General features: G+C 40.5%; 23 protein-coding genes. All 23 read right to left on the reverse strand.

Features of this window, described 5'->3' with window-relative positions; translation table 11 throughout:
- Positions 1-6 precede the first annotated feature (6 nt).
- The 23 genes from ACORHU_RS08395 to ACORHU_RS08505 all read right to left on the reverse strand — a co-directional run bounded on the left by ACORHU_RS08395 (position 7) and on the right by ACORHU_RS08505 (position 17,026).
- Positions 7-1,341 (reverse strand): DUF438 domain-containing protein, encoded by a 1,335-nt coding sequence (locus ACORHU_RS08395; RefSeq protein ID WP_434364302.1) that lies wholly within the window; start codon positions 1,339-1,341, stop codon positions 7-9.
- Positions 1,341-1,574, reverse strand: a complete 234-nt coding sequence (locus ACORHU_RS08400; RefSeq protein WP_000368738.1) for a DUF1858 domain-containing protein — start codon at positions 1,572-1,574, stop codon at positions 1,341-1,343. The genes ACORHU_RS08395 and ACORHU_RS08400 overlap by 1 nt, the downstream gene beginning before the upstream one ends.
- A 265-nt stretch (positions 1,575-1,839) precedes the next feature.
- A complete protein-coding gene (locus tag ACORHU_RS08405) occupies positions 1,840-2,022 on the reverse strand; it encodes a hypothetical protein (protein WP_000522923.1) in 183 nt (60 codons plus the stop codon).
- 1 nt (position 2,023) lies between these two features.
- Complete coding sequence (locus ACORHU_RS08410) at positions 2,024-2,803, reverse strand: hypothetical protein (RefSeq protein ID WP_049533710.1); 780 nt, start codon at positions 2,801-2,803, stop codon at positions 2,024-2,026.
- Between the two features lie 149 nt (positions 2,804-2,952).
- A complete protein-coding gene (gene rbfA, locus ACORHU_RS08415; RefSeq protein ID WP_001273601.1) occupies positions 2,953-3,303 on the reverse strand; it encodes a 30S ribosome-binding factor RbfA in 351 nt (116 codons plus the stop codon).
- Positions 3,304-3,552: 249 nt separating this feature from the next.
- Entirely contained in the window at positions 3,553-6,345 is a 2,793-nt protein-coding gene (infB, locus tag ACORHU_RS08420) for a translation initiation factor IF-2 (protein ID WP_434364304.1), read from the reverse strand.
- 16 nt (positions 6,346-6,361) lie between these two features.
- Positions 6,362-6,661 (reverse strand): YlxQ-related RNA-binding protein, encoded by a 300-nt coding sequence (locus ACORHU_RS08425; RefSeq protein WP_001041401.1) that lies wholly within the window; start codon positions 6,659-6,661, stop codon positions 6,362-6,364.
- Complete coding sequence (gene rnpM / locus ACORHU_RS08430; RefSeq protein ID WP_000857561.1) at positions 6,654-6,947, reverse strand: RNase P modulator RnpM; 294 nt, start codon at positions 6,945-6,947, stop codon at positions 6,654-6,656. The genes ACORHU_RS08425 and rnpM overlap by 8 nt, the downstream gene beginning before the upstream one ends.
- Positions 6,948-6,968: 21 nt before the next feature.
- Positions 6,969-8,105, reverse strand: coding sequence for a transcription termination factor NusA (gene nusA / locus ACORHU_RS08435; RefSeq protein ID WP_261076140.1), 1,137 nt, complete (start codon positions 8,103-8,105; stop codon positions 6,969-6,971).
- A gap of 43 nt (positions 8,106-8,148) precedes the next feature.
- Complete coding sequence (rimP, locus tag ACORHU_RS08440) at positions 8,149-8,628, reverse strand: ribosome maturation factor RimP (protein WP_061759578.1); 480 nt, start codon at positions 8,626-8,628, stop codon at positions 8,149-8,151.
- Positions 8,629-8,753: 125 nt separating this feature from the next.
- On the reverse strand, positions 8,754-9,389 hold the full coding sequence (trmB, locus tag ACORHU_RS08445; RefSeq protein WP_001266094.1) for a tRNA (guanosine(46)-N7)-methyltransferase TrmB: 636 nt from the start codon (positions 9,387-9,389) through the stop codon (positions 8,754-8,756).
- A complete protein-coding gene (gene ccrZ / locus ACORHU_RS08450) occupies positions 9,386-10,180 on the reverse strand; it encodes a cell cycle regulator CcrZ (RefSeq protein ID WP_000363006.1) in 795 nt (264 codons plus the stop codon). Before ccrZ ends, trmB begins: the two co-directional genes overlap by 4 nt.
- Before the next feature lie 161 nt (positions 10,181-10,341).
- The gene (locus ACORHU_RS08455; protein WP_434364308.1) at positions 10,342-10,953 is read right to left on the reverse strand and encodes a lysostaphin resistance A-like protein; all 612 of its coding nucleotides are present in this window, start codon (positions 10,951-10,953) and stop codon (positions 10,342-10,344) included.
- A 30-nt stretch (positions 10,954-10,983) separates the two neighbouring features.
- Positions 10,984-11,232, reverse strand: a complete 249-nt coding sequence (gene blpZ, locus ACORHU_RS08460) for an immunity protein BlpZ (RefSeq protein ID WP_434364310.1) — start codon at positions 11,230-11,232, stop codon at positions 10,984-10,986.
- 27 nt (positions 11,233-11,259) lie between these two features.
- Positions 11,260-11,685 (reverse strand): immunity protein, encoded by a 426-nt coding sequence (locus ACORHU_RS08465; protein WP_434364311.1) that lies wholly within the window; start codon positions 11,683-11,685, stop codon positions 11,260-11,262.
- Positions 11,686-11,713: 28 nt separating this feature from the next.
- Positions 11,714-12,034 (reverse strand): role in replication, encoded by a 321-nt coding sequence (locus ACORHU_RS08470; protein WP_434364313.1) that lies wholly within the window; start codon positions 12,032-12,034, stop codon positions 11,714-11,716.
- 14 nt (positions 12,035-12,048) lie between these two features.
- Positions 12,049-12,276: a Blp family class II bacteriocin gene (locus ACORHU_RS08475; RefSeq protein WP_001093489.1), complete on the reverse strand. Its 228-nt coding sequence runs from the start codon at positions 12,274-12,276 to the stop codon at positions 12,049-12,051.
- A gap of 228 nt (positions 12,277-12,504) precedes the next feature.
- Positions 12,505-13,194, reverse strand: coding sequence for a lysostaphin resistance A-like protein (locus tag ACORHU_RS08480; protein ID WP_434364315.1), 690 nt, complete (start codon positions 13,192-13,194; stop codon positions 12,505-12,507).
- Between the two features lie 51 nt (positions 13,195-13,245).
- A complete protein-coding gene (locus ACORHU_RS08485) occupies positions 13,246-13,629 on the reverse strand; it encodes an immunity protein (protein WP_434364317.1) in 384 nt (127 codons plus the stop codon).
- 82 nt (positions 13,630-13,711) lie between these two features.
- The gene (locus ACORHU_RS08490) at positions 13,712-14,116 is read right to left on the reverse strand and encodes an immunity protein (protein WP_434364319.1); all 405 of its coding nucleotides are present in this window, start codon (positions 14,114-14,116) and stop codon (positions 13,712-13,714) included.
- The gene (locus ACORHU_RS08495; RefSeq protein WP_434364321.1) at positions 14,113-14,277 is read right to left on the reverse strand and encodes a hypothetical protein; all 165 of its coding nucleotides are present in this window, start codon (positions 14,275-14,277) and stop codon (positions 14,113-14,115) included. The genes ACORHU_RS08490 and ACORHU_RS08495 overlap by 4 nt, the downstream gene beginning before the upstream one ends.
- 648 nt (positions 14,278-14,925) lie before the next feature.
- On the reverse strand, positions 14,926-16,275 hold the full coding sequence (locus tag ACORHU_RS08500; protein WP_434364323.1) for a sensor histidine kinase: 1,350 nt from the start codon (positions 16,273-16,275) through the stop codon (positions 14,926-14,928).
- A gap of 13 nt (positions 16,276-16,288) precedes the next feature.
- A complete protein-coding gene (locus tag ACORHU_RS08505) occupies positions 16,289-17,026 on the reverse strand; it encodes a response regulator transcription factor (RefSeq protein WP_434364324.1) in 738 nt (245 codons plus the stop codon).
- Between the last annotated feature and the right edge of the window lie 119 nt (positions 17,027-17,145).

Below are 17,145 nucleotides of genomic sequence, written 5' to 3' on the forward strand. Positions count from 1 at the left end.
TTCTCCTTATTCTAATCCACGGAAATAGTCCGTGTCAATCTCACGGTAGGGCTGGATATCCTGAACATACTCCAGCACTCCTTGGAATTCTCCGTTTTCATCGTGTACTGCAGCATAGGTGATGTGGACAAACTTACCTCGCGACTCAGACTTGAACCACATTTCATACTTGTCTTTGCTTCCCTCACGAAGTCCCTTCATGATGGTCTTTACCTTATCCAAGTACTTAGGTGGATAACAGAGTTCAACATTGCGCCCAACTTGGGACGGCGTCCGTTTGAAAATCATCTCATCTGCTGGCGTATTGTCATTGTAATACTGGAAAATATCGTCCTTATTGACAAAAGTAATCTCCATAGGGAGGTGATTGAGGATGAGATTGGCCTGCTCGACCGAGAGATAGCCATTGCCAAAAGCCTGTTGACTATGACGGTCCAAAGCTGATTCCTTTTCCTTAGGGGTAAAGGTAATGGTAAACTGTCCTTCTGGCGTATCGATAACCTGCTGAACTTGTCCCTCTGCCGTATCTAGCTGAATAGGCTCCTCTGCAATCTTTTCCTCAACAAAACGCTGCCGTTCTGGCACCCATTTCTCAGACGGACGGATGATGGCATAACCATAGGCATCGCTCTCCTCCGCAATCTGAAGCCAGTCATCCTGAGTAAAGGACTCAAGGAGAATCATGAGAAGGATGGACTCTTCCTTGAAAATCATACTTTCAAACTCTGTCGCAAAGGCTTCAAAATCTTCTTTTACAGTGCAAATCGACACTTCTGGTAATGACTTGGCTGTCGCTAAAGCTGTTTGAAAGAGTTCCCTAATCTGGTCATCCACTCCCCACATGACCTTAGGAGGTGAATCGTGTCCATAGCGCTCCATGATAGGAAAGAAAAGCTCTTCCTTGCGCTGGTAGTGGATGTCAAATTGCCCCACAAGTCCCATCTGACGCACCAAACCCTTACGCATCTCCGCCAGCATTTCCTCGTCTTCCATAGACTCATAGGTATCTAGCAATCTCCGAATGCGAATTAAGGCCGCACGAAGAGCAAGATTTTCTTCCTTGAAGACACGAACTGGGTGACCTGGATGCTCAGTATCTGCAACTTCGACACCCTTAACAGCATTTTTAAAAAGATTGGCATGAACGTCACAGAGTTCCATGACATCTTCAAAGGTGACACCTGAGTCTGAGTTCATCAGCTCGTGCTCCATGAGGGAAATCTCAATGGCTGAAACACCTGTAAAGGTCGCATCAAAGCGCTCCTGAACTGATTCAGGAGAGGCGCCATTGTGCAATTCTAACAAAATATCCCGCAGGACATGAATCCGTTCATCTGCCATTAGTCTAATCCAATCACTTCGTAGCCATTTGCTTCCAGTGTGCGGACAATCTTGGCCATAGGAGTTCCTTCCAGCTTAGAACCTTGTTTGAGCGATACCTTGCGACCGACTGTATTGCGCATTAAGGGATTGGCAAGAGGTTTAAAACCTAGCTCCACTAGAATTTCCAAGACTTCTGGATGCTTGTCCACCACTTCTGCAACAGGAATTGACACATCGATGATATTGTCCATGACGACCTCCACTGAATGTTTTAAAATGATTTTACTGCCTATATTATACCATATGAAAAGAGATTAAAAAACTAGCAGTACAAGACTTGCTAGTTCTCCACGACTTGGATGACCATCTAAATAAGTTTAAAGAGCCAATCCAATATCTTAAATAATAGCTTGTAAAACAGCAATTGGACTGCAAAAGAGATGATCATCCACAGGAATTTCATAATTCCAATAATCGGTTTGATAAAAATAATGGCAAGAAGGCCCCAGAAAAATTTCATTCTCTCTCCTCTGGCTTGATGAGCCACCGAGCCGTATCCATTAGCTTGTCTGCAATAAAGAGTTTTCCTAGACCGACAACGACATGGTCATCTTTCTTTATCGTTTTCATCACTTTTACACCTTGCATGGTCAAAAAGTAATTTCCGTAAGTTTTAGCTAGAATTTTTATGAGTCCCATATTACTCACCTTCGATGATTTCAGCTTCTTTTCGGATAGTATCAATATCTATTTGATACTGCCCTTCATTATAGTTAACTAATTTGGATAATTCCTTTTGCAGTCTTTCCCCCATCGGCTTCATGGTCGCAAAGGTTAAGCCACCAGAAAGGACACCCCCTAAAATAGGAATCACTTTTCCCATTCCCTTAGCCAAACCTCCCTTTGTCAAGCTAACTCCAAAAATTTTCAAAACTTTCTCCAGAATAGGATACCAAAGTGTCTTTGTCAAAGCTTTCTGCGGAATCGTCTTCATCACATGCTTGGCAACTGTTACACCTCCAGAGCGAAGCAAAGCTCCTGCTCCATTTACCCCTAGCATGACACCGAGATAAAGCAAGAGTGTATTTTGAGCATCCTCGCTCAATTCATCACGGGATTCCCAAAGATCATCAAATCCATAAATATAGCCTAGTTCTTGGGCCAACTTTAATGAAAAAGCATAAAACTGAACTACATCTGTTGGAATAGTGATTGCCATGGCAATACCACCAGGTAAACCCGCCAAAATCGAAGTCCCGCTTGCTCGTAGAACATTGTCCTTAATACAGGTCTTAGCAACTCGATCCAAGCTTTCCTTTGTTAACAAAGAGGTCGGACCTTTTTCCAATAATGTAGCAATATCCTTTCGATCTAACTCTTTAGAAAACTTGTCAACTAAAAATTTTTCTCGATCAACTTTGACCATGGGTAATTTCACCACTTGTTGCAGCACTTGCATCGCTAACTCTTGTTTGCCCATCTCTATCTCCATTTATCATTCGTATTAAACTTTATCATATCATACTATAAGGTATTTACAAATTTTTTAAACTGTTTTTTGCAATTACAAATACAGCTATTAATAGCTAGAAAAATCCAAGCACCAAAAAAGAGGGTTTCCCCTCTTCTTTAGTTTTTATCCAGATTGCGTAGCATCTCGTCAATCTTGTTTCCATACTCGATGGATTCGTCTTTGACGAAAGTCAAATCTGGGATTTTGTACAATTTCAAATTGCGACCAAGTTCACGTTTGATAGTACCAGTTGCTTTTTCAAGCCCGATTTGGGCTTTTTGATTATCCGAAGCAAGGTTACTCAAAATGGTATAGTAAACCTTGGCAACAGACAAGTCACCCAGCATCTGAACATCTGTGATAGTCACACCTTGGACACGCGGATCACGGACTTTCTTTTGCAAAATCTCATTGACTTCACGCTTGATTTCCATGCCCACACGATCCGTACGGAAATGATTTGCCATGATATTCCTTTCTCTACTTTGAACCAAAAGCTAGGCCAGCAGACCTAGCTATTTTAAACTTCTTGATTTTTATTTCAAATTGAAACGAAGTTCAATTTGAACTCACCTGCTTCTTTCGCTGTGGTGAAAGTGATGGAACTGATTTATCAGTCCCATCACAGGGGATTTTTGAGACTCTGGGCTCAAAAATAAGCAATGAAACCATCAGTTTGCTTGCGTCCCTCACCACCTAAGAAAGGAGCAAAAATCTTATCTTTTAATTTCTTCCATGACATAAGCCTCAATCACATCATCCATCTTGATATCATTGTAGCCGTCAATCATCAATCCACCTTCACGGCCGTTTGTAACTTCCTTAACGTCGTCTTTGTAGTGTTTCAAGCTTGCGAGTTCACCATCATAGATAACAACACCGTCACGGATAACACGGACTTTAGAGTCACGGGTAACCTTACCGTTGATAACCATAAATCCACCGATAGTTCCCACTTTAGATACCTTGAAGGTCTCACGGATAAGAGCTTCACCGATGATTTTTTCTTCGAATTCCGGATCAAGCATCCCTTTCATGGCTTCTTCCATCTCTTCGATAACTTTGTAGATAATGCTGTGGAGACGGATTTCTACATCGTCAGCATCGGCTTGTTGACGAGCTTGTGGTGTAGGGCGTACGTTGAACCCAACGATAAAGGCATTTGAAGCTTCCGCAAGGGTCACGTCTGATTCGTTGATAGCACCGACCGCAGAGTGAACGATGGTAACTTTGACACCTTCCACGTCGATCTTTTGAAGTGAGGCAGAAAGGGCTTCAACAGAACCTTGTACGTCGGCCTTGATGATAACGTTAACTGATTTGAGTTCACCAGCTTTAAGGGTATCAAAGAGGTTTTCAAGACTGACACGTTGGGTAGCTTGACGTTGTTTCATGAGGGCACGTTTGGCACGTTCTTCACCTGCTGCACGCGCAGATTTTTCATCCTCGTAAACGGCAAAGTGGTCACCCGCCATCGGTGCTTCATTCAAACCTGTAATTGAAACTGGTGTTGATGGACCTGCTACCTTAACACGACGACCAAGGTCGTTGGTCATAGCACGGACACGACCGAAGGTATTTCCGACAACGATTGGGTCTTGAACATTCAAGGTACCTTGTTGAACAAGAAGAGTTGCGACCGCACCTTTTCCTTTATCCAAGCGAGCTTCGATAACTGTACCGATCGCACGAACTGTTGGGTCTGCCTTAAGTTCTTGGATTTCAGCCACAAGAAGGACTGTTTCCAACAATTCTTCGATGTTTTGGTTGAATTTAGCCGAGATTTCAACAAATTCAGAATCTCCACCCCAAGCTGTTGACATAACACCATGCTCTGCCAATTCACCGATAACACGTTCTGGGTTAGCACCTGGCTTATCAATCTTGTTAATGGCTACGATGATTGGAACATTGGCCGCTTTTGAGTGGTTAATGGCTTCGATAGTCTGAGGCATAACCCCGTCATCTGCCGCTACGACCAAGATCGTAATATCGGTAACAGAAGCACCACGCGCACGCATCGATGTAAAGGCCGCGTGTCCTGGTGTATCAAGGAAGGTAATCTTCTTGCCATTTTCCACGATTTGGTAGGCACCGATATGCTGAGTGATACCACCTGCTTCACCTGTCGCAACACGAGAGTTACGAAGGGTATCTAGGAGTGTTGTTTTACCGTGGTCAACGTGTCCCATGATAGTTACAACTGGTGGACGCTCAACCAATTCATCTTCATTGAGATAACCATCTTCTACAAAGAAACGTTCGATGTCGGCATTATCCACTTCAACCTTTTGTTTGGCTTCGATACCGTAATCCACCATGAGGAGTTCAATCGTTTCCCCATCCAAGGATTGGTTTTGTGTGGCCATTACGCCCATCATAAAGAGTTTCTTAACGATTTCAGCTGGTTCACGTTTGATACGTTTTGCGATTTCCGCAACAGTCATACCATCTGTATATTCAAATTCTGTTGGCAATTCATGGAATTTACGCTCTGTAACAGGTTTTGGAGCCTGATTACGGTTGTTCTTGTTATTGCCTTTTTTGTTCTTCTTGTTGTTATTCCAGTTACTATTTCTTTGATTTCTCACTTGATTTTGACTACTTCGATTCTTTTGTTGTTTTCTAGGACCATCTTCTTCGTGATCGAAATCATCACGTTCTTTGTCTGGTCGAGCTTGTTTTTTACGACGTGTATCCACTGGTGCTTCTTTAGCTACAGGAGCTGTTTCAACCACTGCTTGAACTTGTTGCGCTTGTTCAGCCAACTTAGCCACTTCTTCAAAGATTTCCTCTGGCTCCTTGCGTTTGTTAGCTTGGGCCAAGGCTTCTTTGGCAGCCTGAGTCTGCTTGAAACGTTCCTCACTTGAACGTGCATATTCTGCATTTTGTTCTGCTTTTAGGGCTGCTGCACGGGCTTTAAAGTCAATACGTGGAGCCGCTTGATTTGGACGTTTGTCCTCTTGTTGACGGCGCTCATTCCCACGATTTTGCTGACCTTGCTGTTTCTTAGCTTGGTCATTAAAGCGACGATTGTCGCGGTTGCCTTGACCTTGTTTTCCACCATTGCGACCGTCGTTTTTCTGACGGTTGCCGTTTTGTTGTTGGTCACGGTTATTGCCTTTATTTTGCTTGCGGCGCTCTGCCTGCTCTTTAGCACGGGCTTCACGCTCAGCCTTGAAATTACGACTTTGCGGTTTAGCTACTGCTTTTTCTGTTTTAGGAGCAACTGGTTCAGCCGCTTTTGCCTCTTCCTTAGCTACAGCTGGTTTAGCTGGCTCAGATTTTTCGGCTTTCTTTTCTGCACTTGCTTTTGGTGCTGCAGGTTTTACTTCTTCTTTCGGAGCAGCTGCAGGCTTAAAGCTGGCAGCGATTTTTGCAGCGACAGCTTCTTCCACACTTGATGAGTGGCTTTTCACATCCAAGCCCAACTCTTTTGCACGCGCTACAACTTCTTTACTTTCTTTTCCAAGTTCTTTTGCGATTTCGTACAATCTTTTCTTAGACAAATCATGTCCTCCTCTTCTATTCCATAAGAGACCTCATTTTCTTTGTAAATCCAGCATCTGTTACAGCCAAAACCTTTCTTGATTTCCCGACTGCTATGCTTAATTCCAGTGTTGAAAACACGGTTACAATTTCTACTTGATAATAATGACTTTTATCTTGAATCTTCTTGGTCAGATTGGGTCCAGCATCATGAGCTAGAAAGACCAACTTGGCCTTGCCGTCTTGAATGGACTTGACCACCAATTCTTCACCCGATATAATCCGCCCTGCTCTCTGAGCAAGCCCCAAGAGATTGCTTATCTTTTGCTTATTCAAGTCCTAACTCTCTTCTTTTCACTTTGTGATCCACATAAGCGATCAACTCGTCATAAAAGCTTTCATCCACTTCCATGCTAAAGCTGCGGTTAAAGACCTTCTTCTTTTTCGCCTCTAGGGCTTCTGCATTGTCTAGTTTGATATAAGCGCCGCGTCCATTGGCCTTACCTGTCGGATCAATAAAGACTTGCCCTTCTTTGTTTTTGACAATGCGGAGCAAATCCCGCTTATCAATCACTTCATTGGACACAACAGACTTGCGCAAAGGGATTTTTCTTGTTTTCATCTTTCCCTCCTCTAGCAGCTTTTATTCTTCTACAGTATCGTTTTCTGCGTCCAAATCTACCGAAGCAGCTTCTTCCATGGCTTCAAATTCGCTAGCAGACTTGATATCGATACGGTAACCAGTCAAGTGAGCCGCCAAGCGAACATTTTGCCCACGACGACCGATAGCAAGAGAAAGCTTGTTATCTGGTACAACCACCAAGGCACGTTTACTGTCGTTTTCATCAAAGATAACTTGGTCAACTTCAGCAGGAGCGATAGCGTTGTAGATAAATTCAGCTGGATCGGCTACCCATTCAATAACGTCGATGTTTTCTTCGATTGGAACCATACGATCGCTCTTAGCATCGTAGCGAGCTGGGTGGAATTTGCTAGTAATTTTCTTGATGTTAGCACCACCACGTCCAACGATTGTACCAATAGCGTCCACGTTTGGATTGTGGCTACGAACTGCAACCTTAGTACGGTCGCCAGCTTCACGAGCCACGCTCATAATCTCAACAGTTCCGTCATAGACCTCAGGAATTTCTTGTTCCATCAAACGTTTGATCATTTCTGGATGGCTACGGCTAACAAAGACGTTGACACCACGAGGGTTGTCTTCAACCTTGTAAACATATACTTCAATACGATCATGAGAAGCAAAAACTTCTCCAGGAATTTGGTCTTGTTTTGACAATTGGGCTTCGATGCTGCCAAGGTTGACATAGATGAAGCGGTTGTCGAAGCGTTCTACTGTACCAGACATGATTTCTTGCTCATGTTCTTTATAAGTATTGTAAGTGATGGCACGTGTTTGCTTGCGCATTTTTTCCATGATGGTTTGTTTGGCAGATTGGGCTGCTACACGACCAAACTCACCTGGTGCTTCTTCAAACTTGATTTTATCCCCAAGTTCATAGGCTGAATTAATGGCAAGAGCATCTTTTAAGCTGATTTCCAAACGACTATCAAATACTTCATCAACCACTTCACGGACAGTATAAACTGTAAAGTCACCTGTTTTTTCGTTGAAGTCAATAGCTACGCTGTCTGATTGACCATAGCGTCTGCGATAAGCGGAACGAAGCGACTCTACTACTGCGTCGATGATATCTTCTTTTTTGATTCCCTTGTCTTCTTCCAAAATGCGGAAGGCCTCTAGCATTTCTTTACTCATGTTTTCTTCACTTTTGAATCCTCAAAAGCTATCCTTTCTTTTTCTATAATTTAACTGCTAAACGTGCTTTTGATACTAAACTGTATGGAATTTGGACGGTTTTCTTACGCGTCTTGTCCATATATTCCATGCTCAACTCGTCCTCTTCAAAGGCCAACAAGGTTCCTTCAAAGACCTTTTGCTTATCGATGGCTTGGTAGAGCCCGACATGGATGTATTTCCCAACAGCTCCAGCGACGGCATCCTTGGTTTTCAAAGGACGTTCCAAGCCTGGACTGGTGACTTCTAGGAAATATTGTTCTGGGAAGGGATCTGGCTTGATGGTGTCTAGGACAGGACTGATCATTTCTGTCAAGTCCGCTGTATCGTTCAAGGTAATTCCTTCAGGTTTATCTACAAAAATACTGAGAATCATGTCACTGCCAATCTTTCCATACTCGATATCCACGAGTTCGAAAGGTGCTTGGATGACAGGTTCTACAACTTCTCTGACTAATTCTACGATTGTTGCGATTGCGTCCACCTCCTCATAAGCAAGAGGCGAAGATATTTCCCCGCCTCACTTTTCATATTCTTACTACTAGTATAACACGTTTGCCAACTTATGTAAAGCAAAAGCACTTATACAGCCTGATTTCAGGCTTTTTCTTAAAATTCTGCCTCAACTCGGTAGATAACTTGCCCCTTGTTGGAGAATTTTTGCTCGTATTCTGTCATGACATTACCTTCAAAATCACTGGCATGTAAATCAAGCCAGACACCATTGAGCTTCATGCCATACTGAGAAAAGCTCACTAGGCTGTACTCAAACAAGCCACGGTTATCCGTCTTGAAATGAATTTCTCCATTTTCAGGCAAGATACGCTTGAAGGTATCCAAGAAGGTCTTGTAGGTCAAACGACGCTTTTCATGGCGCTTTTTAGGCCATGGATCTGAAAAGTTCAGATACAAACGATCAATCTCACCGTCTTCAAAGTAGTCAGTCAAGTCAGAACCATCTACCCACAAGAGCTTGATGTTCGGTACTCCAACTTCAAGCACCTTGTCCAAAGCGTAGCTCAAAACAGACTTTTGAATATCAATCCCGATATAGTTGATGTCAGGGTTTTGCTTGGCCATACCTGAAACAAAGGCACCCTTTCCACTTCCAACTTCCACATGAATGGGATTGTCGTTGCCAAACAAGTCCCGCCATTTCCCCTTGGCTTCTAAGGGATTGAGGACCACATACTGGGGATTTGCCTCTAGTAATTCTGTCGCCCCTTTACGATTTCTAACTCTCATCTTCTCTTTCCATACTTGTCTCGGAAGTGACGCAAACCATGAATCTCCCGATTGACATTTTCTAAATCTTGGTTCATATAATACTTGGAAATCTGGCTCAAATAAGACAATTGACCATACCAATACAATTTACTTAATACCGTTTGATTGTACTTATAGCCGTAGTAGGTCAACCATTCCTTCCACTGATGTTCTGGAATATAATGGCAGAGCATATGAGCCACATCAAACATGCGGTCGGTCAAGCGAACCGAATCCCAATCTACCAAATAAATCAAGCCACTATCTGTCTCAATCCAATTACTATGTCTTACATCTCCATGGACAATGGTCGCATAGTCCTCTCTAAATCCTGGAATAGTCTGACGTAAATCAGCCATCACTTCACTGATAAAATGATTTTTACGCAAAGCATCTGGAGCCGTTTCTTGCCAAGACTGTAGTAAATCTACAGGTGTTTCCATGGCATAGCCCAAGCGACTCAACTGTGTCATCAATGGACGTGAGCGATGAAGACGGGTTAAAATATTGACGATTTGTTTACGATTCATATCATAGGGGGTCAATATCTTGCCTGTCAACCATTCTTGAGCACACATATCACGCCCATCTGCCAAACGGCGACTCCATAATAATTGTGGAGCAATTTGTTCTCTAGCTAGACCAGGTAGGATTGGAGAGGTGTTCATTTTTACAAAGATGCGCTTCCCATCAGGATAGCTACCCATATAAGCCTTGCCACTTTTCCCAGGTATGGGAGTCAGTGTTAGCTCATTATCACCCAAATCCATTTCTTTCCTCCGTATAAAGTTTCCTTACTATTCTACTAGTTTTTGGCCTATTCGTCAACCGCTCCACACCCGATTCTCAAAGAAAAGCCTCTGGATTGGCTTGGGTATCATTATAGGAAGAAAAGGGCAAGCACCGTCTTCTGCCTACCTTTTCATGATTTTTATAAATAATATAAGAGTGGCCAAGCATTGTAAAACATGTGAACTAGAGTAGAAACCCATAAGTTTTGGCTCCTTTTATAAGCAAAGCCCAGTAACAAGCCCCCGAGTAGATAAAAAATAAACGAAGGGACATTAGAAGGTCCATGCATGAAAGAAAAGAGAGAGGAAGTTAGCACAAGCCCTAACCAAGAATTGTCAAAAACGGCACCTTGAAGAAGGCCTCTGAAAATGAGTTCCTCCTGGATGGGTCCAAAAACTGAGGAAGTCAAAATCAAAGACAGAGAAATTCCTCTGCTGACTTCCGCCAAGTGTTGAACTCCTGCGCCAGAAGAAATAGCGAAGAAATGAATATAAACCAGCGTCTCAAGCACACTTAGAAGAAAGATTACAATGAAAAGCAAAAGTTCTTTCTTGCTTAACATCCCAAAAGAAATCATTTCAAACTTTCTAGCATAAACAACACTCAGCGAGGTTACTAGAAAACTTACAATAATCAATGCAGATTCATTTTGAAAAAAATCCCCATGGTTAATCGTATAAGGAACTGTAATGACGATTATTAGTACTAAAAATCCAAAACAAAAGGCATGAAATTTATCAAAAAACTCCATAAAATTATCCTCCTCAACAAACAAACTTCCCTACACATCATCCTTTAACTCTAGTATTTCCAAAACAAACCATTTTAACAACCAAAAACCGACCACATAGCCAGCCCCTAAGAATATAGCCATAAAAGCTAGCATGGGATTCAGAAAATAAAAAATCACAACAGATACAAAGGTTAGCACAAAAACATTAAAGGCAATGGTGTCAGAAGCCAAGACTAGAATATAGGGTGTCAACCAGTCTAAGGTTTTTGAATCTAGGAAAAATAAGTGTTTATACATGATGACCTCCTCTTGTCAGACTATAGACTAGTCCAATATTACAAAGAAAGCTCTTCTCCTACTTTTCAAGCCCCAAATGAGCAGAAGCATGATAAGCAAGCAGAGAATAGCGCCAATGTAAGCGATTAGTTGTTGATAGGATTCTCCTGCTGTGATCCCTCTATACAAACAGATAATAGACATAAAACCTGTCAAGCCGATATACATGAGTTGATTGGTTCTAGGACTAACCAAATCATCATCTTCAAACTCTCTTATTCTCATTTCCCTAGTGAGGTAAACAGTGAGCAAAATGGAAGCTAAGTTAATAACTACTAAAAGAAATTGGAGGACTAAGGAAAAATTTAAAAACTGACGAGATAGAAATAGATAGGTAGAGGCAAGTAAAGGCAACTGACCTAGGAACAATCTCGCAAGGAAGATGATCTGTTTTTTTAAAAATATTTTTTTCATTGCTTTCTCCATTACAATTAAATGATATCTAATCATTTTCTAAAATTTGATAACTTTTGTGAAATGTTTTAGCAGAAACAACTCTATGATTGGTAATATCTATATAATCACCTGGATAACCAAGAACATACATTCCATAACCAGCGAATCCTCCTCCAACTGTTCCAACTAGACCAAACTTGATATTCGTTGCAAGAGAAGTTTTGAGACCTGCCATTAGAATGCACACATGATTATCCAACCAAACTATATAATTTTTTTGAAAAGCTTCCTCTACCCAACTTGGTTTAAGAGTTGCTTGACCAATTTCCCAAACATCAACAATTTGATTCCCATATTTTGCCTTCATAGCTTCAATCCTTTTTAAATACCATTACATGAGTTTGGAGTTCCCCCTATACCATAAGGACCACATGGTTTTGAAAAATGTATAATAGGCCACTTACCATTTAATTGATCCAAAGTTGGAGAAGGTGCTAGCCCACCCAATAAACCAGCAACCATATCTCCCCAACCTCCGAAACCTCCTTCAACTTTCGCAAGCATCTCAGTATCCATCATTTCAAATTGTGACATCGTTTTTGTATTCATAACGAATACCTCCTTTTTTATTTTTAATTTTAATTGTTATCCTGTTGCAATTGGCAATTTTAGTATAACACTATTTGTTAAAGTTTTTCATACAAATCTTGAATTATCATCAAAACATCTTAAATTACTCAAAGAGTACAATCTTCCCAATCAACTAATAAGAAGTGAATAATATTAAATTCCATTATTCACTTCTTAAAATCGATAATTATTTTTAATCTACTATTTTTAGCTAAATACCCTGTGTAAAAAAGTCAGCAAAAATGGTAATGTTGCGAAAATATTATTGATCACATGCACCGCATAGGAAGGATAAATGCTCTTGGTATAGCGGGTCAAACTAGCAAAGATGATGCCAGATGTTGCAAAGACGAAGATATCTAACAGACTAGGCAGGCTTGAAAAATGAGGAAGAGCAAATAAAATGGAAGGAAGGAGCAAATCAAGGCCAAATCTCGAATGCTTAAAAAAGGTGTGTTGCAGTAATCCTCTATAAATCAGCTCTTCCATAAGTGGAGTCAGAAAGAACAGGGTTATATAGATACCTAGCTCAGCAAAGTTGGTCCCACTATAACCGATCAATACTGCCCAACCTTCAGCAGTTGACTGAACATGTTTAGCTGCCTGAACGTTAAAAGAGATATAGAGCACTACCACTAGTACTGTCAAAATCGAATACCAAAGCCATTTTTTTCTCGGAATGCGAAAGAGATAACCATGGCCTGTCTTAACCAGAATCCAAATCATGACTCCGCTAAATAGCAAACTCAAGATATTTTGAATCCAAACGAAATTGCCAATCTGGGAAGAAAATTGCCAATAATTTTGAACAATAAGCGTCAGCTGAGAAAGACCAAATACGAAAAATAAGTAAGAGAAAACTGCACTTATTTTGAATAGAAGTTGATACTTTTTCATAGAAATCCTTTCCACTATGATCTCCCCTTGCCAGGCTCTACTACTGCAAGATTAAGAAGACAGTTTGTTCTTTTTAAGACTGACCTGACTACTAGATAATAGATACATTAAGGCATTAAAGACAATGAAAATATGGCCATAGAATAAAATCAACCTCACATCCAAACCAAGATACAGTTTGACCATCAAAAAGATGAGCAAAAGAATTTGAAACCATAAGGTTTTTCCAAAAATAAATTTAAAGCGGTTTTGAATGTCTACTTCCTTGATTTTTACCGCCACCTCTTTATTAGCAAGAAGGAAAATGCCTGCTTCAAACAAGCCACTGTAGAGAACAATCCATCCAATCGAGACATTAGAAATTTGTAAAAATGTCCCTAAAAGAATATTCAACATACTACTCACGAAAATAACAAGAAATAATCTGTATTTCATATTAAATACCTCCATTCATTTATTTCACTAAGCGTTTAATAGAACCTTCTAATCAAAAATTCTGTCAGAAGAGGAAGACAAACTACTTTTTATAATACTTCAAGCCCCAAATGAGTAAAAGCATGATAAGCAAGCAGAGAACCGCACCAATGTAAGCAATTAATTGTTGATAGAATTCTCCTGCTGTGAGCCCTCTATACAAACAAATAATAGACATAAAACCTGTCAAGCCGATATACATAAGTTGATTGGTTCTAGGACTAACCAAATCATCATCTTCAAACTCTCTTATCCTCATCTCCCTAGTGAGGTAAACAGTAACCAAAATAGAAGCCAAGTTAATAACCACTAAAAGAAATTGGAAAACTAAGGAAAAATTTAAAAACTGACGAGATAGAAATAGATAAGTGGAGACAAGTAAGGGCAACTGACCTAGGAACAATCTTGCAAGAAAGATGTTCCGTTTTTTAGCAAGAAAAGTTTTCATTTCTCTTCTCCTTTCTTTTTCATTAAAGCAAAATAAATCATAAATGCAATCACATAGGCTATGGTATAAAACAGATGATACCAAGCACTCCCCCTAAGCGGATATAGAAAAATGGACATGATCAGATATAAGATGAAAATGACAAGTATTTTTTTCTTCATAAAATTTCCTCCTGAATCTTTGTTGAGCTAGAACATTTACACTGCTAGTATAGCACTCGTTTTATTCTTGGATCACTCAAATCATAAATGGTCATCAAAACATCTTGAATTGTAAAAATAAAAAAAGCAAGCATGAAAAACATACTTGCCCTGGGGGGAACTTGACAACATAAAAATCTAAAATTGAAAGCTACTCACCCTCACTTCCGTATGTTCTCATATATTCTCATGATCGCAACAAGGATAGCAGCTGTCCCACTTGCCAAAGCGATAAGGGTAATGATAATGTTGAAGATTTCAGGCGTACTCCCTATTCTGTTGATAAGACGGAGTAGGGATATAACTGTCAACTGAATCAGGAGTATTGATTCTACTCTTACCAATGAAGTCAGTCTGTTTTCAACTGCATATAAAAAGGCTGGTAGCAAAACACAGGCTATAGCAATCACAAACAGGTTGCTCCCTGTTTCTTCTCCCTTGTTCACCACGGAAATCATGAGAAGATTCGAAGCTATGATCAACGTAGAACAGATGATAAAAAAGGATTTCTTATTCATTTAATATACCTCACATACTATAGCAAAAGTCTGGCTCGATAAAGACAAACTTTATCTGTTAACTTCTGCCAATTCTTTTTTCACAAATTTTCTAATGACCAACTGGCAACAAGTGAACCGTTAAAACCTGACGAAAGACTTGATTTTGACAGGTGGTATTGAGACTGGTATTGGGATGGCTTTCCACAATTTTCATGACGGTATAGAGACCAACTCCTCTCTCCTCCCCTTTAGAACTTGCTCCAAAGGAGAAAATTTCAGAAATGTCTATACCCTCTTCTTTAATGGAATTTTCAATGATAAAGGTCTCCTGTGCTCCATTTTTTAAAAAAGCAATTGAAACATGAGGTTGACTGGCCTCTGCACTGGCTTCAATAGCATTGTCACAAAGGATAGACACAATGGTTAGAAAATCAAGCAGACTCATCCCCTCTACCTGAATCTCCTCAGGAACTTCGACATTAAAGACAATGTCCTTATCTCTGGCTTTTAGAAATTTCCCCGCGAGGAGACTTTTGAGGGCTTTATCACGAATATTCACGAGTCGTCCAAGGTCATATTTGTTGTCCTGCAATTTTTCACTAGAATCCTTTAAGACGGAGTCGTAGACCTCTTTTATCTGCTCCATGTCCTCCTCTTCAATGCCCAGACGTAAGCTGGTTAAGAGGTTAGTGTAGTCATGGCGAAAGCTCCGGACTTCCTTGTAAAGTTCCTCTATATGCCGACTATAGCGTTCCATATCTCTGTAGCGCAAGGCCAGCTCTTGGTCCAGTCTCTCATGGAGTTTGTCCTTCAAATAGGTATCCAATTTCTTGATAACCCCCATAAAAAAGAGCAAGTAAAACACTAGAATCAGATGGCGAACAGTCTTTGATTGGATATCGTATGCATATTCAAAGTAAGACAGATTTTCCATGACTAGAAAGTAAGCCCCCATTATCCAGTTAATCTTAGTCAGGGACTGTTGAAAACCTTTATCGAGAAACTCCTTTCTCAATCTAGTAAAATCATAGTCCAACCATTTCAAAAAGACTAATACTATGAAGCAAACGAATAGCATAATCAACAAAAAGAGAGGATTTCCATCTCCATCTACAATCCCTTGCCCCAAAAACGGAAACACAAAATAGGAAACACTTCTGTAAAAGAGATCCATCAATACAATTGGAAAGAGACCATAAAAGAAAAGGAGTTTTTTAGGAAGCCCTCTTAACAGTAAGAAAGATAGACATATACCGAACAAAGGTTCTATAAAATAGGACAAATATTCACTTACATCCAAAAATTGAAAAGTCGCAAAAATGGCCCCTAGAAGAAATTTCAAAAGAAAAGCTTTAAAAATCCTCTCAAAAGTGAGACCAATTCCATCTACCTTAAAGAAAATGACAATTTCTAGTCCATTAATAACAAGAAAATACAACAATATCCAAGCAATGTTCATAAACTCTCCTAGCTCAGTGTAATTTATTGATGGCTTCAGACACTTCCCTGACCTTATAACGCGCGATCATACAGCTTCCTCCATTTGGAAAGAAAAGGAGTTTTTCTTTCTTATCCAAACGAACTACATTGGCAGGATTGATGAGAAAAGAGCGATGGCACTGCAAAAGACGAGGCTCCTGCTTGAAAACATCCTCTAAACTCGCTGTAAACTCCAGCCTGTCTGTCTTGGTATAAAGAATAACACGATGGGCTCTGGGCGACGTTTCTAGATAGTAAACCTCTTTAAAAGGATACTGGAATTGGGCAAATTTTGATTTAAAGTAAAAGCAATCTTCAGCTAGACTTTTACTGTCTTGACCATTGCCATAGAGGAGGGCTGTCTCGATACGAGATTCAAACTCCTCTGCCGAAAGTGCCTTATCAATGTAGTCCAAAGCAGACACTTGGTAGCGAAAGGACAGGGGCATAAACTCCGAGTGAGTCGTCACAAAGACGATGAGAGCATAGGGATCCCGATCCCGAATCTTTCTAGCCACTTCCAGCCCCTTCATCTCCTCATTTCGAATCTCAATATCCAAAAAGAATAGCTGATGGGCGCCCTTCTCATGCACCTCTGCCAGTAGCTGGTCTGGCTTGCCAAAGACCTCAAAAGAGCTAGGAATGATATGATGTTCCTTCAAGAGTTTCTTAATGGTCGTTTCAATTCTAGCTTGTTGGGAAAAATCATCTTCTAAAACAAATATTCTCATCTTCTTACTCTCCTTGTTTCAATTTCTTCCTAAAAAGAGAATAGCAAAAATACTCTGACACAAGCCCACCAAATCTTAAATAGGCCTTCAAAGCTCCTGAAAGGTAGCTTGTTCCTCAA

The organism is Streptococcus sp. KHUD_015, from assembly GCF_051106265.1.
Classification (GTDB): Bacteria; Bacillota; Bacilli; order Lactobacillales; family Streptococcaceae; genus Streptococcus.